Genomic DNA, 26,218 nt, shown 5'->3' with positions numbered 1-26,218 from the left:
ACATGATAAAACTCATAAAGCCAAAAATAATAAAATGTTGGTTATATTTTAAAAAAGGTAGTTTTTTTGTGACTTAATTTAATGTAAAGTGTCATAATTATAAATAGTTGTAAGGTTTAGTATAATTAGTTGGTAAAAAAAGAGCGAAAACATATGTTTTCGCTCTTTTGATTTTTAAATTGTTTAAGGCTTAATCAATAGATTTAATTATTTGGTTAAATGTTGTGCTAGGTCTCATTGCATTTTTTGTCAAATCTTCATTAGGTTCATAATAACCTCCTAGGTCAACGGGTTTTCCTTGAGCACCATTAAGTTCGTTAAGAATTGTTTGTTCATTTTCTTTTAAAGCCAGTGCAATTTTAGTGAATTTATCTTTTAATTCGATGTCTTTGTTTTGTTTAGAAAGTGCTTCGGCCCAATACAAAGCTAAATAATAATGACTTCCTCTATTGTCTAATTCACCAACTTTACGAGAAGGAGATTTTTTATTATCTAAAAACATATCAGTTGCATCATCTAGCGTTTCAGCTAAAATTAGTGCTTTAGAGTTGTTGTTAGTTTCTCCTAAATGTTCTAAAGATACTGCTAGAGCTAAAAACTCACCTAAAGAGTCCCAACGTAAATGTCCTTCTTCATTAAATTGTTGTACATGTTTTGGAGCGGAACCTCCAGCGCCAGTTTCAAATAATCCTCCACCATTCATAAGAGGAACAATAGATAGCATTTTTGCACTTGTACCCAATTCTAAAATAGGAAATAAATCAGTTAAAAAGTCGCGTAAAACATTTCCTGTAACTGAAATAGTATCTAAACCATCTTTTAATCTTTTTAAGGTATAAAGGGTAGCATTTTTAGGAGACATAATTTGGATATCTAAACCTTTGGTATCAAGTTTTGGAAGGTATAAATTTATCTTTTTAATAATTTCTGCATCATGTGCTCTGTTTTCATCTAACCAAAATATTGCTGGAGTTTGGCTCGACTTAGCTCTTTTAACAGCTAATTTAATCCAGTCTTGAATTGGTGCATCTTTTACCTGACACATTCTCCAAATATCTCCGGTTTCTACATTGTGTTCAATTAAAATATGGTTAGATTCATCTATAACTTGGACTACTCCGTTAGCAGTAATTTCGAACGTTTTATCGTGAGAACCATATTCTTCTGCTTTTTGTGCCATTAATCCAACATTAGGTACAGTACCCATTGTGGTTGGGTCAAAAGCTCCATGTTCTTTACAAAAATTAATAGTTGCTTGGTAGATACTTGCATAGCTACTATCAGGTATAACAGCTTTAGTATCTTGAAGTTTTCCTTCGGCGTTCCACATTTGACCAGAAGTACGTATCATTGCAGGCATTGAAGCATCAATTATCACATCACTTGGCACATGTAGGTTAGTAATTCCTTTGTCAGAATTTACCATTGCAAGTGAAGGACCATTTTTAAAACAAGTCTTTATATCTGTTTCAATTTCAGTTTTTAGATCCTCAGGAAGTGTTTTTATTTTAGAGATTAAATCTCCAAAGCCGTTGTTTTCTTCAACACCAATTTTTTCTAGTACCTCATGATGTTTATTAAACACTTCTTTAAAAAATACTTTTACTGCATGTCCAAAAATAATTGGATCAGAAACCTTCATCATAGTAGCTTTCATGTGTAGAGAAAATAAGATATTTTTCTCTTTAGCATCTTTAATTTGAGCTTCAAGAAAATTAATTAATGCTTTTTTGTTCATTACTGTTGCATCAATTATTTCTCCTTCTAACAATGAAGTTTTTTGTTTTAAAACAGTAGTGTTTCCGTTATTATCTTTAAAAACTATTTTTACATCCCCAGCTTTTGAAATGGTTACAGATTTTTCATTGGAGTAAAAATCACCACCATTCATTGAAGCTACATGAGTTTTAGAGTTTGGAGACCAAGCACCCATAGAGTGTGGGTTCTTTTTCGCATAATTTTTAACAGCTTTTGGAGCTCTACGATCTGAATTTCCTTCTCTTAACACAGGGTTTACAGCAGACCCTTTTACTTTGTTATATTTTTGTTGAATTTCTTTTTCTTTATCTGTATTCGCTTCTTCAGGATAATTAGGAATGTTATATCCTAAATTTTGCAACTCTTTTATAGCGGCTTTTAGTTGTGGAACTGAAGCAGAAATGTTGGGTAATTTAATAATATTTGCTTCTGGTTTTTTTGCCAATTCTCCCAATTCAGTTAATGCGTCAGAAACTTGTTGTTCAGGGTTTAAATATTCAGGAAATAAAGCTAAAATTCGATGTGCTAAAGAAATATCTTTTACCTCTATTTCAATGTCAGAAGTTTTTGTAAAAGCTTCAACTATAGGTAAAAATGAATAGGTAGCTAGAGCAGGAGCTTCATCAGTTTTTGTGTAAATAATTTTTGCGGTTTTACTCATCATTTTTTCATATTTTAAGTTTATAAATTGAATTTAAATTCAATTTATAACTGTACTAATTATTTTTAATTTGAAGTAGTGCAAATGTAGTAAATATAGATATAAAAACACCTATCGAAAACGTTATAAATATGGCATTTTTTTGGTTTTTTGATAAAAATAAATATAGAAAATTATGGGAATTATAATTGATAAAAACAAAAGCCATAATATTGATTTCTCACTATTATGGCCTTTTGCTGAAACATTTAACTTAATAAGTCTAAAGTTAACTTGTTAAAACTGATTTGTTGTTTTTCTTGTTAAAGAATCACACAATTTTAAAGTCTTTCAATAGCTTGTTGCTTTCTTACGAAACAACTTCTTATTAGCTTAAGTATTTCGTTTAAAACAAGTCTAAAGCTTTGTTGTAATTTCTAAAAATTACTCGCTTTAAAACACTATTTTAAAAATGCTTTTAAAACCATGTTTCCATCTATTCATGCTAAATACTTGGGCACATTACTCTTTTAAAGTTGGTTTTAAAAACGATGTTCAAGAACATTAAGAATGTTACTTTAAAATGTTTTACAGTATTAAAATTTGCATTTCAACAATGTAAATTAACATTTCTCCGTTAATTCTTTTGTAAAATAAATAGGTAAAATTCTAATTTCCAAATTTATAATGGGTTTTATATCAACAAGTTGTAAACTGTAGTTATTAACAAATGTTAATAACTGAAAAAGCCCAATTTTCAATTGAAAATTGGGCTTAAATTTTGTTGTAGAAAGTAGATCTTAACGTCTTCTTTCTTGGATTCTAGCTTTTTTACCAGTTAAACCTCTAAAGTAGAAAATACGAGCTCTACGTACTCTACCGTGTTTGTTAACTTCAATTTTTTGAATTGCTGGTAAATTAACAGGGAAAATACGCTCTACACCAACGGTTCCAGACATTTTTCTAATGGTAAATGTCTCTGAAGCTCCAGTTCCTCTTCTTTGAATAACTGTACCTCTAAAGAACTGTGTACGTGTTTTTTCTCCTTCTCTAATTTCGTAGTATACAGTAATAGTATCTCCTGCTTGAAATTGAGGAAATTCTTTTTTTGCTACAAATTCGTCTTGTACAAATTTTACTAAACTTTCCATTTTAAAATTTAATTAATGGTTTTTCATAAATCAACATTCACGAGTATCGTCAGAGGTTAATTTTGAGAGTGCAAATTTAGTAAAAAAGATTAGTCTTCCAATAAATCGGGTCTAATTTTTTTTGTATGTTCAAATGCTTTCTCATTTCTCCACTCTTCAATTTTAGGAAAATTGCCTGATAATAAGATATCGGGGACTTTAAGTCCTTTATATTCAGAGGGTCTAGTATATACTGGAGGCGATAATAGATTGTCTTGAAAAGAATCTGTAAGAGCAGAAGTTTCATCTCCTAAAACTCCTGGGATTAATCTTATAATTGTATCACATAAAACTGCAGCACCTAACTCTCCTCCGCTAAGTACATAATCTCCTATAGATATTTCTTTGGTTATAAATAAATCTCTAACTCTTTGATCTACTCCTTTGTAATGTCCACAAAGTATAATGATATTTTCTTGTAAAGAAAGTGTATTGGCAGTTTGCTGATTTAAAGTTGGCGCATCTGGAGTCATATAAATGATTTCACCATATGTTCTTTCTGATGTTAATTTTGAAATGCATTTATCAATAGGTTCAATCATTAAAACCATACCAGCTCCACCACCAAATTGATAATCATCTATTTTACCATATTCATTTAAAGCATAAGTTCTTAAATCATGAAAGTGGACTTCAACTAAGTTTTTATCAATGGCACGTTTGATTATTGAAAATTCAAACGGACTTTTAATCAATTCAGGTGAAACAGTAATAATATCTATTCGCATTTTGCAAATATACTTAATTATAGAAAAGCTTTTATCATTCTGTTAACTTCAAAAATATCTTTTTTTAATTGTATTTCTTTAAATCCTTTTTGGTGTAACAGTTGAACAGTTTCTTCTCCTAAATATTGATTGATTTCAAAATAAAGTGTTCCATTTTTTTTAAGATGTGTTTTAGCTAAATCAGCAATTTTATCATAAAATACTAATGGGTTTTCATCTTTTACAAACAGGGCTAAATGAGGTTCATTTCCTAATACATTTTGTTGCATTTGATTTTTTTCCAATTCTCTAACATAGGGGGGGTTGCTTACAATAATATCAAATTGATGCGGTAGCTTTTTAATGCTGAGGATATCTTCAGTAATAAATTGGATAGCTACGTTGTTTTTTAATGAGTTTTCTTCTGCAACTTTTAGTGCTTTTTTGGAAATGTCTAGTGCATAAACGTTAGTATTAGGTAAATTTTTTGCTAAAGAAATTGCAATACAACCACTTCCTGTACCAATATCAAGAATTTTTAATTCAGAATTTTGAACCTTATCTAGGTGGTCCTTTATAATCCAATGTACTAATTCCTCTGTTTCAGGTCTTGGAATTAAAACGTCATTAGTTACCTTAAATGGCAATCCAAAAAATTCCGTTTCACCAATTATATATTGAACAGGAATTTCTTTTTTTAATTTAGATATAGCATCTTGAAGAAAAATTAAATCATCTTTACCAATTATTAGGTTGGGCTGAAGAGCTATTTCAACACGATTCATTTTTAACAGGTGTTCAATTAATAAATTAAAGAATGATTGAATTTCTGTTTGAGGATAATTATCAGAAAGCTCTTTAAAAAATAACTGTTTAAATTCTTGAATTTGCATTATAAATCTTTAAGCATCCATAAATTACAAGAATAATGTCCTGTATCTCCCATTGGTTTATCCAAGTCTTTAAATCCAACTTTTCTATACAGTTTTCTGGCTTCTTCCATATAAGGAAGGGTTTCTAAATAACATTTCTCAAAACCAAAGTCTTTGGCTTTTTGTAAGCATATTTGCATCATTTTACTACCTAGTCCTATGCCTCTTGCAGCGGGTAGGAAATACATTTTTTGAAGTTCACATACTTTTCCAGTATAATTGTCCAATTGTTTTATTCCTGCGCCACCTAAAATTTCATTATTTTTTTCAACTACATAATAAATTGCATTTTCAACATTGTAGGCTTCAAATAAGGTGTCTAAAATTTTGTCGGCATATGCAGTGCCAACTTTAGGAACGCCAAATTCAATTAAAACTTCACGAATTGCTTTGGCTATTTTAACATTGTCTTCAGGTTTAATTTCTCTAATTGTAAAGTTATTAAGAGTCATTTTAAAGTACTATTTTTACGATGTGAAGATACACGAAAAATATATAAAAAGATGCATACAATTAGCTAAAAATGGTTTGGGCACTACGTATCCTAATCCTATGGTTGGAAGCGTTATTGTATACAATGATACAATTATAGGTGAAGGGTGGCATCAAAAAGCTGGAGAGCCTCATGCAGAAGTGAATGCAATTAACTCGGTTAAAGATAAATCGCTGTTAAAAGATGCTATTATTTATGTTAGTTTAGAGCCTTGCTCTCATTATGGAAAAACACCTCCATGTGCTAATTTAATTGTTGAAAGTGGAATTAAAAAAGTAGTTATAGGAATTATAGATTCTAATAGTGAAGTATGTGGTAGAGGGATTTTACATTTGCAGAAAAATGGTTGCGACGTTATTATAGGTGTGTTAGAACAAGAGTGTTATCATTTAAATAAACGGTTTTTTACCTATCATCAAAAACAGCGCCCATTTATAATCTTAAAATGGGCTGAAACTAAAGATAAGTTTATAGATAAAAAAAGAGAAAAAGGAGGGAGTAATTCTCCTAATTGGATTTCTAATAAATATTCTCAACAGTTAGTTCATAAAATGAGAGCAGAAGAGCAAGCTATTCTAGTAGGAACCAATACAGCTTTAAACGATAATCCAAGTTTAACCGTTAGAGATTGGTGTGGAGAGAATCCAATAAGAATCCTTATTGATAAAAATTTAAAAGTACCAAAAGATTGTAATTTATTAGATGATAGTGTTAAAACCGTAGTTTTAACGAATAAATTACCCGAAAAAAGTTTATTTAAAAATACGTATTTTGAGAAAATAAATTTTTCAGAAAATGTTCCTCAACAAATAATTAAGATTTTGTACAAGTATAAAATACAGTCTGTGCTAATTGAAGGAGGAGCTTATACTCTAAAAGCTTTTATAGATAAAGGTTTATGGGATGAAGCATATGTATTTGAAGGGAATACAAATTTTAAATATGGATTAAAAGCTCCAAAATTTAAAAAAGCACCATCTGAAATCCGAAAAATTTCAGATGATACGTTGTATATTTATAAAAATAGTTGATTAGTTTGTTTTTTCAAACATTTCAATTTTAGTATCTCCGTTTGATTTTTTGTAGCCTCTAAACATGCCTGTGGAATTAAAATCCCAGTAAACATCTCCATTTTTATCTAATAAAATCATTCCACCTTCTCCACCTAATTTACCAATTTGATTGAATAAAACTTCGTGAAGCGCTTCGGATGGACTTACTTTTTTATATTGAATTAAATTTGAAACTTCATGAGCGGCAACGGTTCTAATAAAATATTCACCTGAACCTGTACTAGAAATTCCACAAGTTAAATTATTAGCATACGTGCCTGCTCCAATGATAGGAGAATCTCCAATTCGTCCATATTTTTTATTGGTCATACCACCTGTTGAAGTACCAGCAGCAATATTTCCATTTTTATCTATTGCAACGGCGCCAACGGTTCCGTATTTATGATCGTCAATTAATTCGTTTTTTATTAAAAACGCAGTATGGTCTAACTGAGTTTGCTCTTTTCCCTGAATTTTTTTAAGCTGATTCATTCTTTTTTCTGTAAAAAAATAAGAACTATCTACCATTTCAATTCCGTATTTAGCAGCCATAATTTCTGCACCTTTTCCAGAAAGCATCACATGTGAAGAGCTATCCATAACTACACGCGCAGCTAAAATTGGATTTTTAATATGGTTTACGCCAGCAACTGCTCCAGAATTTAAGGTTTGACCGTCCATAATTGAAGCGTCCATTTCTTGAGCTGCTTCACTGTTATATACGGCTCCTTTACCTGCGTTAAATAATGGTGAGTCTTCCATAACATTTATTGTAGCTTGAATAGCATCTAATGAAATACCACCTTTTTCAAGTACTAAATATCCAGCGTTTAAAGCTTCTTGTAATTTTTCGGCATATGCTTTCTGTTGTTCTTCGGTAAAATACTCTCTTTTTATTCCGCCAGCACCTCCATGGATTACTATTGCGAAAGAGTTAGGAGTTCTTGTTTTTTTAATTTCTTTTTTTAAATCTTTTTCATGACAAGAAATAATTAAAAGAAGTGAATAAAGTAATAAAAAAATTTTTTTCATAAGTGGTTAAGTTTAGTATTCAAATATATTCATTTAAAAACAGAAAATTAAAATTTTACTTTTGATATATTTGTATTCTTAAATTATGCAATATTTTAGAAAAAGACACATATAAAACTATTGATGTAGCTAAAGGCGAGGCTTTATATAAGGAAAAAGGAAGTAAATTTATTGGTTATGTTTTTCCTGTTACTTCAGAAGATGAAATAAAAGAATGTATTGAAAGAGTAAAAAAAAAGCATCACACGGCAAGGCATTGGTGTTATGCTTGGCAGTTAGGTGTTGAAAACCTACAGTACAGAGTTAACGATGATGGAGAGCCTAATAATTCTGCAGGTCAACCAATTTATGGGCAAATTTTATCTAAAGAATTAACAAATATTTTGGTAATTGTAGTTCGGTATTTTGGAGGAACTAAATTAGGGGTTGGTGGGTTAATAAATGCATATAAAACCGCTGCCAAATTAATTTTAGATGAAGCTGAAATTGTTGTAAAAACGATAGATATTCATTTTCAGTTAATTTTTGAATATCAGTATATGAATAAAGTCATGCGAATTATTAAAGAAGAAAATCTAGAAATTTTAAATCAAAAAATGGAATTAAATTGTGATTTTATAATTTCGGTTAGAAAAAAGAATTCACAAAAAGTTAAAGATAGATTTGAAGATTTAAGGTGTTTAAATATTAAGGAAGTGTAGCATTAAGTTTTTTTAATTTGTTTAATAAATATTCAGGAGCTTTAGTAGGTTTATTAGTTTTCATATTTACAAATGCCAAAGTAATGTTAGCCGTTGTTAAAAGTTCGTCGTTTTCATTTCGTAATTCGTATTCAAATTCAATTTTAACAGTTGGTGTTTTTACAAGTGTTGTTTTTAACGTTAGTAAATCATCGTATTTTGCAGGCTTTTTGTAATTTATATTTAGATTAATTACAGGTAACATAATGCCAGTTTCTTCCATTTTTTTATACGAAACCCCCAATTCTCTTAGCCATTCTATTCTACCCATTTCAAAGTACTGAGCATAATTCCCATGATATGCATAACTCATTTGATCGGTTTCGCCATATCTTACTCTAAATTGAATTTTATTTGAAATCATTTTGTATATTTATACGTGTTATGTTACGTAAAAAAAAATTAATAATCAATAGATATTTAATTTTTTTATACTGAAAAATATTCACATTTTTGTACAACCAAAAAAGGAAAAGGAGTTTACTCTTTTTTAAAAACTAATTAACTTAAATACACCTTATTAGATTACCAATGAATAAAACTGCATCATCAGTTTGGACGGAATGCCTATCTTTTATAGAGGATAACATTAAGCAGCAAGCGTATAAAACTTGGTTTGAGCCAATTAAACCAATTAAATTATCAGGTGAAGCATTGACAATTCAGGTTCCTAGTAAATTTTTTTACGAATGGTTAGAAGAACACTATATTAAGTTATTAAGAGTTGCTTTGGTAAAACAATTGGGTGAGGATGCAAAGTTGATTTATGATGTAAGAATGGAAAATAATTACAGTAGTAACAATCCACATACTGTAAAAATACCAAGTTCTAATAGAAACCCAATTACACCTCAAGGAGTTGCGTTTCCACTAGATATTAATAAACGAGAATTAAAAAATCCATTTATAATTCCTGGAATTCAAAAGGTAAAAATTGAATCTCAATTAAACCCTAATTACAATTTCGAAAGTTTTGTTGAAGGAGATTCTAATAGGTTAGCTCGTTCGGCAGGAATGGCTGTTGCTAATAAACCTGGAGGAACTTCATTTAATCCTTTGCTAATTTATGGAGGAGTTGGATTAGGAAAAACTCATATAGCTCATGCTATTGGAGTTGAAATTAAAGATAAATATCCAGACAAAACAGTGTTGTACATTTCTTCAGAGAAATTTACACAACAATACATAGATTCTGTAAAGGGAAATACTAGAAATGACTTTATTCATTTCTATCAAATGATAGATGTATTAATTATTGATGATGTTCAATTCTTGTCTGGTAAAACAGGAACTCAAGATGTGTTTTTCCATATTTTCAATCACTTGCATCAAAATGGAAAGCAAGTTATTTTAACATCAGATAAGGCGCCTGTTGATATGCAGGATATTGAGCAACGTTTGCTATCGCGTTTTAAATGGGGGTTGTCTGCAGAGTTACAAGCTCCTGATTATGAAACTAGAGTGTCTATTTTGCAAAATAAACTCTATAGAGATGGTGTAGAAATGCCAGAAGAAATAGTTGAATATATTGCAAAAAATATAAAGTCGAATGTTCGTGAGTTAGAAGGGGTTTTAATCTCAATGATTGCTCAAGCTTCTTTTAATAGAAAAGAATTTACCCTAGCACTTACCAAACAAATTGTAGATAAATTTGTTAAAAATACCAAAAGAGAAGTTTCTATAGATTATATTCAAAAAATTGTTTCTAATTATTTTGAATTAGATGTGGCTACCTTGCAATCTAAAACTCGTAAGCGTCATATTGTTCAAGCTCGTCAATTGGCAATGTATTTTGCAAAAAGAATGACGAAAGCTTCGTTAGCAAGTATTGGTTCTCAAATTGGAAAAAGAGATCACGCAACCGTGCTTCACGCTTGTAAAACTGTTGATAATTTGACAGAAACCGACAAGCAGTTTAGAAAGTACGTAGATGATTTAACTAAAAAACTTACTTTTTAATAAAATGACTAAAGTATTAATGGTTTGTCTCGGTAATATTTGCCGCTCTCCATTAGCAGAAGGAATTTTAAAATCTAAACTTTTAAAACCAGGTTTTTTTATTGATTCTGCTGGAACTGGGGCGTATCATGTTGGTGAACACCCAGATAGACGTTCAATAGCAATAGCAAGACAATACGGAATAGATATTTCTACCCAAAAAGCTCGTAAATTTACCGTTGATGATTTTGATAAATTTGATGTAATTTATGTAATGGATAACTCCAATTATTCAAATGTTATAGCATTGGCTAGAAGTGAAGAAGATAAAAAGAAAGTAAACTACATTTTGAATGAAGTTTTTCCAGGTGAAAACTTAGATGTTCCAGATCCTTATTATGGAGGAGATTATGGTTTTAAAAATGTATATTTAATGTTAGATGAAGCTTGTGAAATTATTTCAAAAAAAATAAATCCAAATGAGTGATATAAAAGGGGTTTTGTATTTGATTCCTACAACTTTAGGAGATAGTGAACCTTTAGAGGTGCTTCCTTTGTCTGTAAGAAAAGTTATAGAAGAAGTCGATCACTTTATAGTAGAAAATGAAAAAACAGCTAGAAGGTTTATAAAACGAATTACCCCAAAAAAATCACAACCTTCACTTACCATTTATAAATTGGATAAATATGCTGATGAATTTGAAGTGAAAACTTATTTAGATGTTTGTGAAAAAGGTATTTCAGTAGGTTTGATTTCTGAGGCGGGTGTTCCTGCAATTGCAGATCCAGGAGCAGAAATTGTTAAATTAGCTCATGAAAAAGAAATAAAGGTGGTTCCGTTAGTTGGTCCTTCATCTATTATTTTAGCAATGATGGCTTCGGGTTTTAATGGTCAAAATTTTACGTTCAATGGGTATTTACCTATTGAAACTAATGAGAGAAAAAAGGTAATAAAAAGCCTTGAAAAACTTTCAAAAGAAAAAAATCAATCTCAAATTTTTATTGAAACTCCTTATAGAAACGAAAAAATGTTTGCCGATTTAAAAAGTACATTAACTCCAACAGCAAAATTATGTATTGCTTGTGATATAACATTGCAAAACGAATATATTAAAACGATGGAAATTAAAGATTGGAAACATCAGCAACCTGATTTACATAAAAGACCCACCATTTTTATAATTCATAAAGATTAAAAAAAAGCCTCAACACTAAGTTGAGGCTTTTTTGTTTAACCAAAATTATTCTAATTATAAAACAGGTTTCCTTTTAGCTTTAATAAAAGAAGTGTCATAACCTGAAAATTCTTTTAAATAGTGCCTAACTGAAGAGCCATAAGCATCTTCAAAAGTAAAAGCACCTTTGCTTCTTAAAAATTTCTTTACATTTCCAGCTCCAGCTAAATGAGCAGCTGCAATAATGCCGGATTCTGTAATTTCAATTCCGTGAATATTTTTTCCAACACTTCGTTTAATGTCTTTTCTTAAAATCCATTTATTAAGTGAGCATAAGGCTAAAAATGCATCTTCTTGTAATTCTGGATTTCTTAAAAAAGAGTGAGTGTCATAAATTTTAAATCTACTAAGGGTTGATTTTCCAAATTGATATTTTCCTAAATATCCAAGTGTATTAATAATTTCGTATCTACCTTGTGATTCTTTAAATGCTAAAGCCTCTCTAAACCCAACAAATTTGTTGCCAATAAAAGGAATGTTGAAATCTTGAAGAGCTGCTTCTTCTTCTGTAGGAACATAGGCTACAGATGTAGTTGTATTAAAGTTTATTTTCGAGTTTTTTGTGTCTTTTGAAAAACTAGAAATAATTATTCCTAATACAATTAAACTTAAAAATAGTATTACTTTTTTCATAATTTTAAGGTTTAATTACCTTATAAATTTCGGGGTGCAAATGTAATGTATATTTTTATATTGGCAATAAATTTAATAAAAAAATAATTATTTTAATAAATAATTAACAAATATTCTGTTTTATTAAATAATTTTTAACTTTTGTAAATTAAGATTACTTAGAGTTGTAAAGTTTTTAATAAACTTTTTTTTACAGACTAATAATTATCTATTCACGCCTTGTTTATTAAGCCAATTTTGATATTTAAGTGCATTTTTATTATGTTGTGATAGCGTTTTTGCAAATTCATGTGTGCCAATTTTGGTAATACTAGCGCACATATAATAGTAGTTATGGTTGGCTGGATTTAAAACTGCTTCAATTGAAGAAATATCAGGCATAGCAATTGGTCCAGGAGGTAATCCTAAATTTATATAGGTATTGTATGGAGAATTAATTTTTAAATCTTTTTTTAAAACTCTTTTTATTGTGGTATTTTCTCCATATTGCATTTTATAAGCAAATATAACTGTTGGATCTGCTTGTAATGGCCAATTATCTTTAAGTCTGTTTAAATATAACTTAGCTACCATTGGTCGTTCGCTCACTGTTGAAGTTTCTTTTTGTACGATTGAAGCAAGTGTAATTACTTCATTTTTTGTTAGATTTAGTTTTTTTGCTTTTTGCAATCTTTCATCATTCCAAAAGCGTTGATATTCTTTAAGCATTTTTGCTCTAAATGCTTCAGCGCTTGTATTCCAATAAAATTCATAAGTATTTGGAATATACATTCCAAGAGCCGAATTTTTTGTAAAGTGATGCTTGTTTATAAAATTTTGATCATAAAATGCATTTAATAATGAAATGGAATCAGCTTCAATTTGCTCTGATATTCTTCCTGCTAATTTTTTAAAATTGTCTTGATTGTTGAATGATAATTTTACAGGAGTTTGGTTGCCACTTCTTAATAGATTTACCAAGTCATTATTATTCATTCCTTTGGCAATATGATATTTTCCAGGTTTAATGGTATTGGTATATTTTTTTTTAGCTGCAACCCAGGTAAATGGTTTTACTCTTTTTAAAAATGGACGAACTAAATTTTCAACTTCAGTAAAATTACTATTAGAAGGAATGTATAAATAGCCTTCTTTTATAGTATTTGGTTTGTAAATTTTATTGTAAAAATTAAATGCTAAAAAACCAGCTATTATTAATAATAGAGAAATGATTAATAGGATAAGTTTTTTTAAATTCATGTTACGATTTAATCAGTTGGTATAATACTTCATCTTTAAAGTTAGGGTTTGAATAAATCCAATCTTTTTTTACACCAATTTTTTTAAAATGATGTTTTTCAAATAACCTGATGCTTTTGGTATTGTCCGAAGTAATATTTGCAAAAATTTGATGAACATCTAAGTAGGTAAATGCATAATCGATGATCATTTCAAGAGCTTCGGATCCATAGCCTTTATTTTGATATTGAGGTAGTAATAAAATTCCAATTCCAACTCTTTTATGAAGTGGGTTAAAATCAAATAAATCAATCATCCCAACAGGAATGTCGTCAAAATCACTAATTACAAACCTATATTGTTTGGCTTCATAAATATCCTGATGTGCGTTTTCAAGATATTTTTTTAGTACGTATTTTGAATAAGGTAACTGCGTGCTGCTTATTTCCCAAAAAAGTTCATTGTTTTCTGTTGAAAACAAAAAGTTTAAATCTTCAGGCTCTAAAGCTCTTAAATTGATATTTTTACCTAATAAAATAGCCATTAAATTGTAATATTCCCTTCAAATACAAATTGAGCAGGTCCTTTTAAAAAAACATTTGTGTAGGAGGTATTCTTTTTTTCAAAAGAGACTTCTAAGTTTCCTCCTAAAACTTCAATTTTAATAGTGTTAGAATTGGTGATATTAGTTTTATTTGCTGCAATTGCAACCGCAGTAACACCTGTTCCACAAGCTAAAGTCTCATCTTCAACACCACGTTCGTAGGTTCTAACTTTGAATGAATTGTTAGTTAATTGTTCAACAAAATTTACATTGGTTCCTTCTTCAAAATAAGGAGCTCCATATCTAATTTTTGAACCTACTTCTTTTACATTTATAGTCGATATATTTTTACAGAAGCTGATATGGTGTGGAGATCCTGTATTTAAAAAAGTGTATTCTTTAGCAATTTCTATTTCAGTTACATCAATCATTTTTAAGCTAACTATGTTATTTTCAATAGTAGCATAATGCAATCCGTCTACAGCATCAAAAGTAGTTTTATAAGTTATTATACCAAGCTGTTTTGCAAATGCAACCAAGCATCTCCCTCCATTTCCACACATGCTTCCTTCATTTCCATCGGCATTAAAATAAACCATTTTAAAATCTTGTTTATTCGAAGGTTCTAATAAAATTAAACCATCTGCACCTATTCCAAAACGTCTGTCACACAGTTTGTTAATAAGCGAAATGTTAGTTTTTGGAAACGATAAATTTCGATTATCTATCATGATAAAATCGTTTCCAGTGCCTTGATATTTGTAAAAATGTAATTTCATTAGTGCAAATGTAGTAAATTTCATTGTAGGTTTTTTGATTAAAGATAATGATGAAACCAAGAAATGTTAAATATGGTTAAATGAGCGTTAATAAAGCGTTAAAGGAGTTTTTGAAAAGCAATAAAATTTTAATTTTGAATGTTAATTTATAAAAATATTAAAGATGAAAAGAATAATTAGTATTGTGTTATTTTCGGCTTTAGGAGGAGCACTTACTTTAGGTGCTTATAAATTATTTATTGAAAAGCCACAAGTTGTTATTGAAAAAGCAGTTGAGTCAAAACCATTGGCGGTCAAGACAAATTATACAAATACGTTAGGAACTGCCATTGAAGATACTGATTTTACCATAGCTGCTGAAAAAACATTAAATGCTGTAGTTCACGTAAAAAACACGTCTTATAAAACAGTGAGAGACCCTTTTGCAGAGTTTTTTTACGGACAAGGAAATGGAATTAAACATTATTCGCAAGTTGGTACTGGTAGTGGTGTAATTTTTTCATCCGATGGATACATTATTACCAACAATCATGTAGTAAAAGACGCTACAGATATTGAAGTAACTTTAAATAATAAGAAAGTTTATAAAGCTAAAATTATTGGAAACGATGCTATAAATGATATAGCACTCCTTAAAATTGATGAAAAAGAGTTGCCCTATATTACCTTTGCTAATTCTGACAATGTAAAAGTAGGTGAGTGGGTGTTAGCCGTTGGAAATCCATATAATTTAACGTCAACAGTTACTGCAGGAATTATCAGTGCAAAAGGTAGAGATTTAGAAGGGAATGGTCCAATTACAGATTCATTTATACAAACTGATGCCGCAGTTAACCCTGGTAATAGTGGAGGAGCCTTGGTAAATGTTAGAGGTGAATTAATAGGTATTAATACCGCAATTTCTTCTAGAACAGGCTCTTTTATAGGCTATTCATTTGCTGTTCCTTCCAATATTGCAAAAAAAGTAATTGAAGATTTAATGGAGTTTGGAACTGTACATAAGGCAATTTTAGGAGTGCAAGGAGGTGAGTTAAATGGAAAAGTTGCTCAAGATTTAGATATAGATTTAACAGAAGGTTTTTATATTTCTTCTGTATCCGAAAACTCTGGAGCTAAAAAAGCAGGACTTAAAAAAGACGATGTAATCATTCAAGCTGATGGAGTAAAAATAACATCATATGCTAATTTAACAGGTTTTTTAAATACCAAACGTCCTGGAGATGTAATAAAAGTAACTTATGTAAGAGAAGGACACGAATATACTGCAAATGTTAAATTGAGTAAAAATGAAATGAGTAAAGTAAACTCTTTAGGTTTAGAATTGAAAAATTTAGATGCCAAAGAATTGAAAAAACTAAAAGTTTCTAATGGAGTAAAAGTTACAGATATTACCAATAAAGAATTGTTGTATTATGGAGTACGAAAAGGATATGTAATTACTTCTATCAATAATCAAAAAGTAAACTCTGTTGATGATGTTACTGAAATGATTTCTACCAAAGCAGCTAACGAGGTATTACGTATTGAAATGTTAAACTTAGATGGAGAGGTAGAACGCTATATTTTTAGGTAGTTGTTAGATTGTGTATAAAATCCTTTCAAAAATTGAAAGGATTTTTTTTACAAAAAAGAGTTGCGAAAACGTTTGAAATTGGTACTTTTGCAAAAATTTTTAACAACACACAACTAAAATGTCTTACAACGAACTTTACGAAAAAGAACTCGCCTTTCAAGCAGATAGGCGAAGAGCTACAGTAGAATTTATTAGAATTATTAGCGATTTATGGTATGATGATACCATAGAACTAATTCTTTTTAGAAATCAATTAATTGATAGAAATGTTAGTGAAATACTTAACTTAGTTGAGTATGCTAGTGAATTTGTAGAAAAACCAATTTCAATATTTGATGCTGTTGAAATTGCGCGTGAAATTAAGAATCAAAAATTATCGCCTTCAAAAATTGATATTGGTAAATTGGTGTATGAGTATCATATAGAGAGTAATAGTAAAAATATTGAAGACTTTATTGCTGAAAAATTAAGTGATGCAAAAAAAATAAATGGAATTGAGCCAAAAGACGTTGTATTATATGGCTTTGGAAGAATAGGAAGGCTATTAGCTCGAGAATTAATGACTCGTACAGGAAAAGGTAATTTAATGCGCTTAAGAGCTATTGTTACAAGAGGTGAAATAACAGAAACGGTTTTAGAAAAAAGAGCAGCATTATTAAGAAATGATTCCGTACATGGTGATTTTCCTGGAACTGTAAGTGCTGATATAGAAAAACAAGCTTTGATCATAAATGGAACTACAGTAAATATAATTTCAGCAAATTCACCTGAAGAAATTGATTATACTTCTTATGGTATTTTTGATGCTTTAGTAATTGACAATACGGGAGCTTTTAGAGATAAAGAAGCTTTAAGCAGGCATTTAGCATCTAAAGGCGTGTCTAAAGTTTTACTTACTGCGCCAGGTAAAGGAGTTCCAAACATAGTTCACGGTGTTAATCATTTAGAATATGAACCTACTAAAGTTGATGTTTTTTCAGCAGCTTCTTGTACTACTAATGCAATTACACCTGTTTTAAAAGTTATGGAAGATAGTTTTGGTGTAATAAACGGACATTTAGAAACGATTCATGCATATACAAATGATCAAAATTTAGTGGATAATATGCATAAAAAATATCGAAGAGGAAGAGCAGCAGCTTTAAATATGGTAATTACTGAAACTGGTGCTGGTAGTGCTGTTTCTAAAGCATTGCCTTCATTTGAAGGTAAGTTAACATCAAATGCTATTAGAGTTCCTGTGCCTAACGGAAGTTTAGCAATTTTAAATTTAAGACTGGAAAATGCTGCAAGTAAAGAAACAATTAATTCAGTAATGAAAAAGTATGCTTTAGAAGGTGATTTGGTTGAGCAAATTAAATATTCTTTAAGCAATGAATTGGTTTCTTCAGATATTGTTGGAACTTCTGCACCAGCAATATTTGATAGCAATGCAACCATTTCTAATAATGATGGAAAAAACGTAATTCTATATGTCTGGTACGATAATGAATACGGATATAGTCATCAAGTAATAAGGTTGGCAAGGTATATTTCACAAGTACGAAGATTTACGTACTATTAGTATATTGTTACTTTATATTTACACTATTTTATACAAAAAAGCCTCAACATTTGTTGAGGTTTTTTTATAATAACTCTAATGGAATATCACCATATTTTAATAGATGTTTATGAAAACTCTTATATGAAAATTCATTTTCTTTTTTTGCTTTATCCAACTTATTTAAAAATATGTTAGCGCCATATTTATATGTTACAACTTGTGCAGGCCAACGTTTCATTCGTTCAATTTCTCGTAAACCAATGTCGTCTTTATTTATGATATATTTTTTCCAAAAATTTTGTGCTTTTATGTCAGACCAACCATAATAGTTTATACCTACATCTAAAGCAACCCGTACTGAACGGATTAGATCCCATTCCCATTTCCCATACTCATCATAAATGGTTTTGTATGCACCTAATTCTTTTCCTAAAAACTCAACATAAGCTCCCCAACCTTCAGCAAAACCTGGATACCAAAATAATGCTTGAATTTCTGTTCTATGAATTAGATTGTTTATCATAAACTGGTAATGATGCCCTGGAATTGCTTCATGAATATAAATCCAATCAATTTGACGCTTGTTGAATGGCTTATCAAAATAATTATAGAAAAATGTTCCATTGTTATAATATGCAGGTACTTGTGCTAAAGAAGGGTTGTTACCTTTTTTAATTTTTACATCTTGAACTTTATTAATGTACGGAAACAATGTATCAGCCTTTTTGTTTACCAAGAGTTTGGTTTTTTCAAATGCTTTTTGAATATCACTTACTTTAAAATAGAAGAATGAAGAATCCTTTAAGAACTTATCAAAATTAATTTTATGGTGCCCTGATTTTTTTTGAAGTTGAGTCATTTGAGTTTTTACAAATTCAATTTCTCGTAAACCAAATTGAAAAATATCATCAGGATTTACGTTAGCATTTACCCAACGTTTTAATAAATAAGCATACCACTTTTTGCCGTTTTTAATTGTATAAATACTTTTATTATCATCTAATTTGATTGAGGTATCCCATTGTTTTTCGAGAGCTATCCGTTCTAAATTTAATACTGTTTCATACTTCATTATTTGATAATCTAACTTTTCATACTCCGTTAAATTCTGGAATGGAACCTGTTTTAAATTTTTTTTAATTTTCAAGAAGAATTTTTCTTGTTTTTCGATATCCATTTTATTTTTAATGGAGTTTAAATTTTGAACATAATTTATTTGAAGATTTGGAATTTCTAACGCAGTATATTCTTTTACAAACAGTTTTTGTAACTGGTTAAAACTATTTTGGGCAACAGAGAGTTGGGTTATATATAAAAATATTAGTATAGGTTTTAGTTTCATATTAACTTTTGGTTGTATTTTTCAGAATTAAAACGAATTATATAGTGATTAAAAAAGGTATTTTCATCAGTACTTCCTCTACTACTTGTAAAAATTAAATATTTTCTATCTTTAGTTACAAACGGACTTCCATCATATCCTTGAGAATTAATTTCTTTACCCATCCAAACTGGTACTGACCATGTACCATTTTCATTAAAGCTTATGTATAAATCTGATTTACCAAGATTTTGACCTCTTCCAAAACCAGCAAATATTAAATAACTTTCATCTGGAGATAAAAAGGCATCACCTTCTAATTTTTCTGAATTAATATTTATAAGTGGTGAAGGTTTTTGATAGTTCCCATTTTTATATTTAGAAACGTATAAGTCACTATTTCCCGAGCCGTGAGGTGTTATTGAAAAATAGAGATTTCCACTATTTGTTAAATACGGATAAAATCGATTTCCTTCTATATTTTTTTCAAAAAAAGGCATAGGTTTTTGCCATTCACCGTTTATTCTTTTTGATTTCCAAATATTCCAATCCATACAGAGTCTCTCTATAATGTTTCCTCACCTAATTTTACAGGTGTTTTTGTATTTGCATACAGCCGAAAATTATCAGTTTTATTAGAGCAACTACTAATTATAACAAAGGTTAAAGCTAAAAAGTGAATTATTGAATTTCTAATTCTAATTTTTTCCATACTAAAGAGTTTAAATTAATTTTTCCATTGTTATTTATGTATTTTAAGTAAACATTCTTTATGTCTGTTGAAATAATTCCTTCCGATTGAAAATAAAGTTCTGTTTTGATTTCAAAAAAACTTTTCATTTTTCTATTCATTGTTAAAAATAGCTGTTCTCCTTGAGTATTAATAGCAATTTTTCTTCCATTTATTTTATAAGTACCCTCAAGTTGTTTTGCGATTTCTTTCGGGATTTGTTGTTGATCTGAATTAAGTTTACAGTTTTCAACTGCTGTTAACCAAGTGTCTATATTTTCTTTATAATCAGAGTATTGATAGTTAACTTTTATTTCTGGATTTAAATAAGTACTGTTATCTTGCTTCCAACTTGTTGCCCAAAAAGTATGTGTTAATGATGCTTTTAATCCTGAATTTGGTAAAGTTATATATGTAATATCTCCAACAGTATTTACACCTTCAGCTGTAGGTTCCCCAACCAAAATAGCTTTAGTATTTTGATTTAAAATTGAAGCTAACTCTAATAAAGTTCCTCTTGTAGCTTTGCTAGTTAAAACAAATAGTTTCCCTTTTTGGTTGATGTTTTTTGAACTTTTCAATAAATCGGTAAACCCTTTTAACTTAAAACCATTTCCGCCACCTCCATAACGAATGTCGATAATTAGTTTTTCAGCTTTATTTGTATTTATCAATTTTTCAATAGTATCAACAAATTTGGAAAATGAATTATCTTTTTTATCATTAACGATTTGTTGTAGTTGAACAAATAAAGTTTTAGTGTTTGGGATAAGTTCAAACCAATAGTTTTTTCCTTTGTAGCTTTTATTTTTAACATTAAAATACCCATCATTTGGTAGTTTTCTATCTAATTTTGAATATTCAGAAATTGAAGCAGCCTTCATTGTTATCTGTTCTTCTGAATTGAGTTCTAATACAACTTGGTCGGTAAATTCACTTAACCCTATTGTTTTTAAAAGTGAAGGCATAAAGCCATATACTTGAAATAGATAGCTGCGATAGTAATCGTTATCAGCATTTAAATAGTTGTTAGTTTTTTCAAATACTTCTTCAAGTGAAAAACCATTAATTTTTGTAATTTTTTTTCCTATGAACTCTCTGTAATCAGTTGAAGCGTCTAAGATGTACATTCCATCATTAAACCAGTAGGGCTTTATTGGTAAAACCTGAAGGTCAAGCCCCTCTTGGAATAAAGGAATATTACAACCTTCATCGTTTAATGTATTTAAAACTCGTTGTAAAGCGTAAACTCTTTTTTCAATAGTTTGTATGTCAGAGCTCAGCGTTTCATTAAAAATACGTTCAAATTCATTTTTATGTATTGAGTTTTGAAAAGAAGGAAACGTCTTTTCAACTTTTTCTTTTAAAAAAATCAAATCCTCCTTCCATTGTTTGTCACTTATTAATAAATTCACTTCTTGTGAGCAACTAGTAAATGAAATGAATATAAAATTTAAAAATAATATTAGTTTTAGTTTCATCTTATTTTATGATTGATTTCATCCAATTTATACTTTCTTCGCCAATTTTTTTATTAAAATTATCTCTGGCATAATTCATATAAGTACCATTACCCAATGTTTCAACATTGTGTTGCATGGAGTTAAAATTGATAAATCCGTGATCAGCATTTTTAACTAAAATAAAAGTTCCATTTCCTCCATTTTTGTTTACTATGTTAATCAGTTCTTGAGCTCCATCGGAATTTATAGCTTGAATATCAAATTCTCCGTGAAGTGCCAATACATTGGTTTTTACTTTAGTCCAAGCTTTAGGGATGTTGATATCGGCTAAAGATTGCCAAAATTTAAAATGACGACCAATGTATTGATTCCTTTTAAAATCGTTAACGTTAAAAAATTCGGCATAGTCTTTGTTTTTTAACATTTCTTCACCTGATAATTTATTGATTAACAAATCGTTATTGAATTTTAAATTAACTTTATTATTTTCTTTAATTTCAGCATCTGATGTGCCAAAATGTTTTGGTTGAATGGTGTACAAATCAACCATATAATCGTACCAAGATTTTGCTACAGTTCCGTAAGTAATTATTCCTTTTGGTCTATAGTATTTATTTAACAGTGGTGCAATTACGCCTCCCATTGAATGCCCGAATAAAAAAATATTTGTTGAGTCAATACTTTGCTGTTGTAACAAATATTTATATCCTTCCTTAAAAGCCTGTAGTTCTTCAGTAAAACCAATCTCCAAACAATTCACTTTACACTTACTATCACCCACACCAGGTTTTTCAACTCTAAATACTGCAAATCCAGCATTTACCCAATCATTAAATAATTTTTTACTTGGATTGTGGTCAGAGGCAGTTTCAACTGAACCACAAGTGTAACCTTGTAGAAAATAAACAACAGGCGGATTCTTAATATTTTTAGGAGTTACCAAAATTGAACGTAATAAATTGTCTTTATAAGCCACTTCTCCATAAAAAACATTTCCGTTATTAAATTTTTCAATAGGTCTTCCTAGTAATTCAGTTTTTTTAAGTTGTTTTTTGTTTTTTGAATAAAACTCAGCTTCAATACTATCACCTTCAAAGAGTTCACTTGTAATAGTTAGTACATCTTGAATAGTATTTACTGAAATTCCATTTAGTTTGGTTAGTACATCACCTTGTTTTATACCCAAGTTTGAAAAAGTAGAATTTGGCATTACAGTGTTAATATACACCCCATTTTTGATAGTTAATTTATTTTGAGAAGCAATACTATCTGTTAAGTTTTGCATCATTATTCCCAACATCCCTTTGCGTTTAAGTGTTTGACTTTCTACAGAAGTTTGCACTAATGTGAAAGCTATAACAACCAATATAGTTTTAAGTAATTTCATTATTTTTATTTTAAAGTTTGTAAGTTCCTGACTTAATTTCTAAGATAATTTCATTTAAGCGGTTATGAAAATGCTCTGGAGCTACTTTTATCACTTGCTTTACATCTTTTAAGGCATCTTTAGTGTTATTTAAAAAATAGTTGCTTAAACCTCTGTTTAATAATAAAAACCACGAATCTGGAAATTGTTTAAATTTTTTGTTATTATATTCAAAAGCATCATTATAGAATCCATTTCTTAACAAGAAAATACCAAAGCTATTAGCTTCATTAGCAGTAGTATGTAACTCTTTAGCTTCTTTTTTTACCTTTTCAATTTCATTATTTTTATTTAACTTTTTAAGTATACTAATTTTTGTGGATAAATTGGTTAAGTTTTTATTGGCTGCAAACCCATTATAACCACCATTAATGGAACGATTAATCCATTTTAAAGCTTCATCAAGATTGGTATTATGATTTAAGCACCAGTTTGCAGCATCATTCCAAGCTTGCCAGTGATAGGTGTTAATTCCACGAAGTTCATTTCTAAAGCTTTCTATTACTGTTTTGTTTAAATCTACTTCTACTTTAAAAGGAATGCGTTTTTCTCCCCATTCCAGCCCGATAACCAGTGAATTATCTGTTCTATTTAGAAACTCAAAATCTAATTGTTCTGATTTTGTACAAGTCTCAGGGTTTACTTTTACTCGTAGTGTTACATCTTTTTCAATATCTAAGTAATAACTACCCCATTGGTTATTTTTATGAGCAAATAGTAAAGTGTATGAATCATTTTCGGGAATAATATGAAAACCGTATTTACCAGCAGCCAAAGTTTGTCCTTCTAAAGTTACATCAGTTGAAAAAGAAATGGTTGTATTCATGTCTGCGCCAGCGCGCCAAGCAATAGGTTTTCCTTGTTGAGGAATTACATTTGTATTGTTCCATACATCTCTATCTCTTAATTTTGGTGAACTGTATGTAATAGTAATATCTGTAACTCCTAATCGTTGTTTTTCAACAACAGGCTGACTTCTTTTAGGGATATTAAGCGTATGAAATTGCGCTGTGAGGTTTATTGTAAAAACACAAAATAATAATAGTAAGGTATTTTTTTTCATAATGATTGTCTTTGAAAATTTTAAATTAGTGAATCAATAGCGACAAATCTATATGAACTGATGGTTTTAGGCGACCTAATTTGTGTATTCGCAATTATTAGAACCTATTTTTAACTTTTTTTAACAGTAAAAATTAATTTTTTAGAAGATTTTAAGAAGTAATTTTAATTCAAAAATGGAGCATGTTTTTTTTAAATTCAGAAGGGGTAACACCTTCTTTCTTTTTAAAAGCAGCATTAAAAACAGATTTGCTATTGAAGCCAGCATCGTATAAAATTTTTAAAATAGTTAACTCCTCATTATTAGTTTTAAGTAGTTTTTTTGCTTCCTCAATTCGATAAGAATTAACAAAATCATAAAAGTTTGTGCCGTGAAAAGATTTGATAATAGCTGAAGTATTTCTACTAGAAATTCCTGTTAATTCTGATAGTTCTACTACTTTGAAATTTGGGTTTTTATACAATTCTTTTTCAAACATTAAATCGCATATTTTTTTATAATTAGCTTCATTTATGAACTTATTTTGAGTTTTATTTTTTTTAGTTTCAAATGCCTCTTGTAAAAAAAATACTTCAGGATTTTTTACCATAAATACTAAAGTTAGGTTCGATAAAATAAGTAATAAAAGGATTCCAATAAATTTAAAGTTGTTTGACAAATTAGGATTTTGGAAGTAGTTGTTTATTGCAAAATGAATAAAAAATACAAACCAAATAATTATAAATAGCAATAAGATGCTTTTTAAGAATTGAACTGTTTTATATTGGTGGTTGTATTCAAAATTTAAATTTTTAATAGTCTTAAGAGCAAAAAAAGTATAACTAAAAACCTGTATATAATATGCATAAGCCACAATTTCATTAAAGATTAAAGCAAAAGAGCTAAATGTATTACTCTTAATATTTAACTTGAATAAAAATACTTGAGTTATATTAAAAATAGCATAAATAATGAAAGGTATAAAATGTAAGTAATTTCTTTTGAAATTAAATTGAAGACTCGTTATAGCTTTTGCGAAAAAGTATAAAAATGGAGCATAAAAAAATAGAAATGAATTCAATAATACACCAAACAGAACTTCTGTAGAAACCTCAGTTATTTCTGATAAAAGTATATTACTTAATAGTGTAATACCTTTTCCAGCTAAAAAAAATGAAAAAATAATTACTGGAACTTTAACTTTTCGTTTCATTAAAAAAATTAAAGCAGCAATTAATAAAAAGTTAAAAACTGAAATATATTGTAGTGTCATTGTTAACTCCATTAAAATTTAATTTTAACAAAGCTAATAAAAATGAAAATAAAGAATGTATATGAAATGTTAAACAAAAAGCCTCTACATTTGTTGAGGCTTTTTTTTATTAGTCAAGTAAAAATAAAATTTTCACTTGTTTTAGATGAATAATATTTGAGTTCCTTCTACATCTGCTTTACTATAAAAATCTCCAATAGTTAAGATTCCATCAAGATCATCAATTAAATCTTCTTCTTTTAAATGGAACATGTCCACGGCTAGTTTACAACCCCACATTTTTACACCAGAAGCTGATAGAATTTCTAAAAATTCATCAACAGGAGGCATATCTAGTTTTTCCATTTCTTTTTTCATCATTTTAGTTGCAAGTGCTTCCATACCAGGTAATCCACCTAGCATTGTAGGGATATGCATTGCTGGGTTTCCTACTGTTGCAACGTGTAAATGATTTAATTTTTTCTTTTGAATTGCTTCTAAACCAAAGAATGTAAAAAATATTTCGGCTTCAATTCCTTCCATTCTAGCTCCGTTCGCCATTACAAAAGCAGCATATACATTTTCGATTGTTGCCTTTGATAAGATGAACATCATTTTTTTAACTTTTGTTTTGCTCATGACAGATATTTTAAATTTTAAATACAGCTTTTAGGTTTTGGTACACCTGCTATTTTTGTAGATACTTTAAGAGGTCCTCCAGGGAACAGAGCATAAAATTCTTTAATATCAACAACTCCACTTTTTTTAACTCCTCTTACTGATAAAGCCGTGCCAGCTTTAACTTGTTCTTGTATCCAATTGATTACTTCCCAATGACGGTCAGTCATTTCAATTCCTTCGTTTTTAGCGATTTCATTTCCAATTTCTTTATTCCAATTAGAAAAATCTTCTAAGTAGCCATCTTCAGTTACTATTACTTTTATTCCTGCTAATACTGCTTCCATAATTGTTAA

26 protein-coding genes are annotated in these 26,218 nt (G+C 29.3%); 7 read left to right on the top strand and 19 right to left on the bottom strand.

Features of this window, described 5'->3' with window-relative positions; all coding sequences use genetic code 11:
- Positions 1-190 precede the first annotated feature (190 nt).
- The 5 genes from ACFQZW_RS13415 to ACFQZW_RS13395 form a co-directional block, all read right to left on the bottom strand.
- Positions 191-2,419, bottom strand: coding sequence for an NADP-dependent isocitrate dehydrogenase (locus ACFQZW_RS13415; protein ID WP_386783802.1), 2,229 nt, complete (start codon positions 2,417-2,419; stop codon positions 191-193).
- A 779-nt stretch (positions 2,420-3,198) separates the two neighbouring features.
- Entirely contained in the window at positions 3,199-3,549 is a 351-nt protein-coding gene (gene rplS / locus ACFQZW_RS13410) for a 50S ribosomal protein L19 (protein WP_298263987.1), read from the bottom strand.
- Between the two features lie 89 nt (positions 3,550-3,638).
- Positions 3,639-4,316 (bottom strand): tRNA (guanosine(37)-N1)-methyltransferase TrmD, encoded by a 678-nt coding sequence (trmD, locus tag ACFQZW_RS13405; protein WP_372802534.1) that lies wholly within the window; start codon positions 4,314-4,316, stop codon positions 3,639-3,641.
- Between the two features lie 17 nt (positions 4,317-4,333).
- The gene (gene prmC / locus ACFQZW_RS13400) at positions 4,334-5,188 is read right to left on the bottom strand and encodes a peptide chain release factor N(5)-glutamine methyltransferase (protein ID WP_386783658.1); all 855 of its coding nucleotides are present in this window, start codon (positions 5,186-5,188) and stop codon (positions 4,334-4,336) included.
- Positions 5,188-5,679 (bottom strand): GNAT family N-acetyltransferase, encoded by a 492-nt coding sequence (locus tag ACFQZW_RS13395; protein ID WP_386783655.1) that lies wholly within the window; start codon positions 5,677-5,679, stop codon positions 5,188-5,190. Before ACFQZW_RS13395 ends, prmC begins: the two co-directional genes overlap by 1 nt.
- A gap of 22 nt (positions 5,680-5,701) precedes the next feature.
- Between ACFQZW_RS13395 and ribD the strand changes: the two genes are divergently transcribed.
- Positions 5,702-6,751 (top strand): bifunctional diaminohydroxyphosphoribosylaminopyrimidine deaminase/5-amino-6-(5-phosphoribosylamino)uracil reductase RibD, encoded by a 1,050-nt coding sequence (ribD, locus tag ACFQZW_RS13390; protein WP_386783653.1) that lies wholly within the window; start codon positions 5,702-5,704, stop codon positions 6,749-6,751.
- Here ribD and ACFQZW_RS13385 read toward each other — a convergent pair whose 3' ends face one another.
- Positions 6,752-7,804, bottom strand: coding sequence for an isoaspartyl peptidase/L-asparaginase family protein (locus ACFQZW_RS13385; protein ID WP_386783651.1), 1,053 nt, complete (start codon positions 7,802-7,804; stop codon positions 6,752-6,754).
- A 68-nt stretch (positions 7,805-7,872) separates the two neighbouring features.
- Between ACFQZW_RS13385 and ACFQZW_RS13380 the strand changes: the two genes are divergently transcribed.
- A complete protein-coding gene (locus tag ACFQZW_RS13380) occupies positions 7,873-8,505 on the top strand; it encodes an IMPACT family protein (protein ID WP_386783799.1) in 633 nt (210 codons plus the stop codon).
- Here the strand turns inward: ACFQZW_RS13380 and ACFQZW_RS13375 are convergent.
- Entirely contained in the window at positions 8,492-8,908 is a 417-nt protein-coding gene (locus tag ACFQZW_RS13375; protein WP_298263996.1) for an acyl-CoA thioesterase, read from the bottom strand. The two genes, ACFQZW_RS13380 and ACFQZW_RS13375, sit on opposite strands and share 14 nt — an antisense overlap.
- A 167-nt stretch (positions 8,909-9,075) precedes the next feature.
- Between ACFQZW_RS13375 and dnaA the strand changes: the two genes are divergently transcribed.
- The 3 genes from dnaA to ACFQZW_RS13360 are packed head-to-tail and all read left to right on the top strand — an operon-like array spanning position 9,076 to position 11,678.
- Entirely contained in the window at positions 9,076-10,503 is a 1,428-nt protein-coding gene (dnaA, locus tag ACFQZW_RS13370; protein ID WP_298263997.1) for a chromosomal replication initiator protein DnaA, read from the top strand.
- A 4-nt stretch (positions 10,504-10,507) separates the two neighbouring features.
- The gene (locus tag ACFQZW_RS13365) at positions 10,508-10,969 is read left to right on the top strand and encodes a low molecular weight protein-tyrosine-phosphatase (protein ID WP_298286959.1); all 462 of its coding nucleotides are present in this window, start codon (positions 10,508-10,510) and stop codon (positions 10,967-10,969) included.
- Positions 10,962-11,678, top strand: coding sequence for an SAM-dependent methyltransferase (locus tag ACFQZW_RS13360; RefSeq protein WP_298264000.1), 717 nt, complete (start codon positions 10,962-10,964; stop codon positions 11,676-11,678). Before ACFQZW_RS13365 ends, ACFQZW_RS13360 begins: the two co-directional genes overlap by 8 nt.
- A gap of 54 nt (positions 11,679-11,732) precedes the next feature.
- Here the strand turns inward: ACFQZW_RS13360 and ACFQZW_RS13355 are convergent, their stop codons facing one another.
- The 4 genes from ACFQZW_RS13355 to dapF form a co-directional block, all read right to left on the bottom strand.
- Entirely contained in the window at positions 11,733-12,350 is a 618-nt protein-coding gene (locus ACFQZW_RS13355; protein ID WP_363317283.1) for a peptidoglycan-binding protein LysM, read from the bottom strand.
- A gap of 204 nt (positions 12,351-12,554) precedes the next feature.
- Entirely contained in the window at positions 12,555-13,589 is a 1,035-nt protein-coding gene (mltG, locus tag ACFQZW_RS13350) for an endolytic transglycosylase MltG (protein ID WP_386783646.1), read from the bottom strand.
- Position 13,590: 1 nt separating this feature from the next.
- Positions 13,591-14,112 carry a GNAT family N-acetyltransferase gene (locus tag ACFQZW_RS13345; protein WP_386783644.1) on the bottom strand — a complete coding sequence of 174 codons (522 nt, stop codon included), beginning with the start codon at positions 14,110-14,112 and terminating at the stop codon, positions 13,591-13,593.
- Positions 14,112-14,891, bottom strand: a complete 780-nt coding sequence (gene dapF / locus ACFQZW_RS13340; RefSeq protein ID WP_372801581.1) for a diaminopimelate epimerase — start codon at positions 14,889-14,891, stop codon at positions 14,112-14,114. The genes ACFQZW_RS13345 and dapF overlap by 1 nt, the downstream gene beginning before the upstream one ends.
- 163 nt (positions 14,892-15,054) lie before the next feature.
- Between dapF and ACFQZW_RS13335 the strand changes: the two genes are divergently transcribed.
- Together ACFQZW_RS13335 and ACFQZW_RS13330 are read left to right on the top strand one after the other, a co-directional pair.
- A complete protein-coding gene (locus ACFQZW_RS13335; RefSeq protein WP_298264004.1) occupies positions 15,055-16,464 on the top strand; it encodes a trypsin-like peptidase domain-containing protein in 1,410 nt (469 codons plus the stop codon).
- Positions 16,465-16,582: 118 nt separating this feature from the next.
- Positions 16,583-18,028 (top strand): glyceraldehyde-3-phosphate dehydrogenase, encoded by a 1,446-nt coding sequence (locus ACFQZW_RS13330; protein ID WP_298264005.1) that lies wholly within the window; start codon positions 16,583-16,585, stop codon positions 18,026-18,028.
- Positions 18,029-18,092: 64 nt separating this feature from the next.
- Here ACFQZW_RS13330 and ACFQZW_RS13325 read toward each other — a convergent pair whose 3' ends face one another.
- The 8 genes from ACFQZW_RS13325 to ACFQZW_RS13290 form a co-directional block, all read right to left on the bottom strand.
- The gene (locus tag ACFQZW_RS13325) at positions 18,093-19,352 is read right to left on the bottom strand and encodes a DUF885 family protein (protein WP_372801575.1); all 1,260 of its coding nucleotides are present in this window, start codon (positions 19,350-19,352) and stop codon (positions 18,093-18,095) included.
- Positions 19,349-19,885 (bottom strand): hypothetical protein, encoded by a 537-nt coding sequence (locus tag ACFQZW_RS13320; protein WP_298264007.1) that lies wholly within the window; start codon positions 19,883-19,885, stop codon positions 19,349-19,351. The genes ACFQZW_RS13325 and ACFQZW_RS13320 overlap by 4 nt, the downstream gene beginning before the upstream one ends.
- 127 nt (positions 19,886-20,012) lie before the next feature.
- Positions 20,013-21,542, bottom strand: a complete 1,530-nt coding sequence (locus ACFQZW_RS13315; protein ID WP_298286953.1) for a hypothetical protein — start codon at positions 21,540-21,542, stop codon at positions 20,013-20,015.
- Position 21,543: 1 nt separating this feature from the next.
- The gene (locus ACFQZW_RS13310; RefSeq protein WP_298264009.1) at positions 21,544-22,911 is read right to left on the bottom strand and encodes a PDZ domain-containing protein; all 1,368 of its coding nucleotides are present in this window, start codon (positions 22,909-22,911) and stop codon (positions 21,544-21,546) included.
- A gap of 10 nt (positions 22,912-22,921) precedes the next feature.
- Positions 22,922-24,013 (bottom strand): DUF2911 domain-containing protein, encoded by a 1,092-nt coding sequence (locus ACFQZW_RS13305; RefSeq protein ID WP_298264010.1) that lies wholly within the window; start codon positions 24,011-24,013, stop codon positions 22,922-22,924.
- A gap of 169 nt (positions 24,014-24,182) precedes the next feature.
- Positions 24,183-25,277 (bottom strand): helix-turn-helix domain-containing protein, encoded by a 1,095-nt coding sequence (locus ACFQZW_RS13300; RefSeq protein ID WP_386783638.1) that lies wholly within the window; start codon positions 25,275-25,277, stop codon positions 24,183-24,185.
- Between the two features lie 129 nt (positions 25,278-25,406).
- On the bottom strand, positions 25,407-25,883 hold the full coding sequence (locus tag ACFQZW_RS13295) for a DsrE/DsrF/DrsH-like family protein (RefSeq protein WP_298264012.1): 477 nt from the start codon (positions 25,881-25,883) through the stop codon (positions 25,407-25,409).
- Between the two features lie 17 nt (positions 25,884-25,900).
- The gene (locus tag ACFQZW_RS13290; RefSeq protein ID WP_298264013.1) at positions 25,901-26,209 is read right to left on the bottom strand and encodes a TusE/DsrC/DsvC family sulfur relay protein; all 309 of its coding nucleotides are present in this window, start codon (positions 26,207-26,209) and stop codon (positions 25,901-25,903) included.
- Positions 26,210-26,218 lie beyond the last annotated feature (9 nt).

The organism is Lutibacter aestuarii, assembly GCF_042676885.1.
GTDB classification, from domain to species: Bacteria; Bacteroidota; Bacteroidia; order Flavobacteriales; family Flavobacteriaceae; genus Lutibacter; species Lutibacter aestuarii.
Note: the sequence above shows the minus strand (reverse complement) of the source record. Positions and strands in the feature narration are given on the sequence as shown.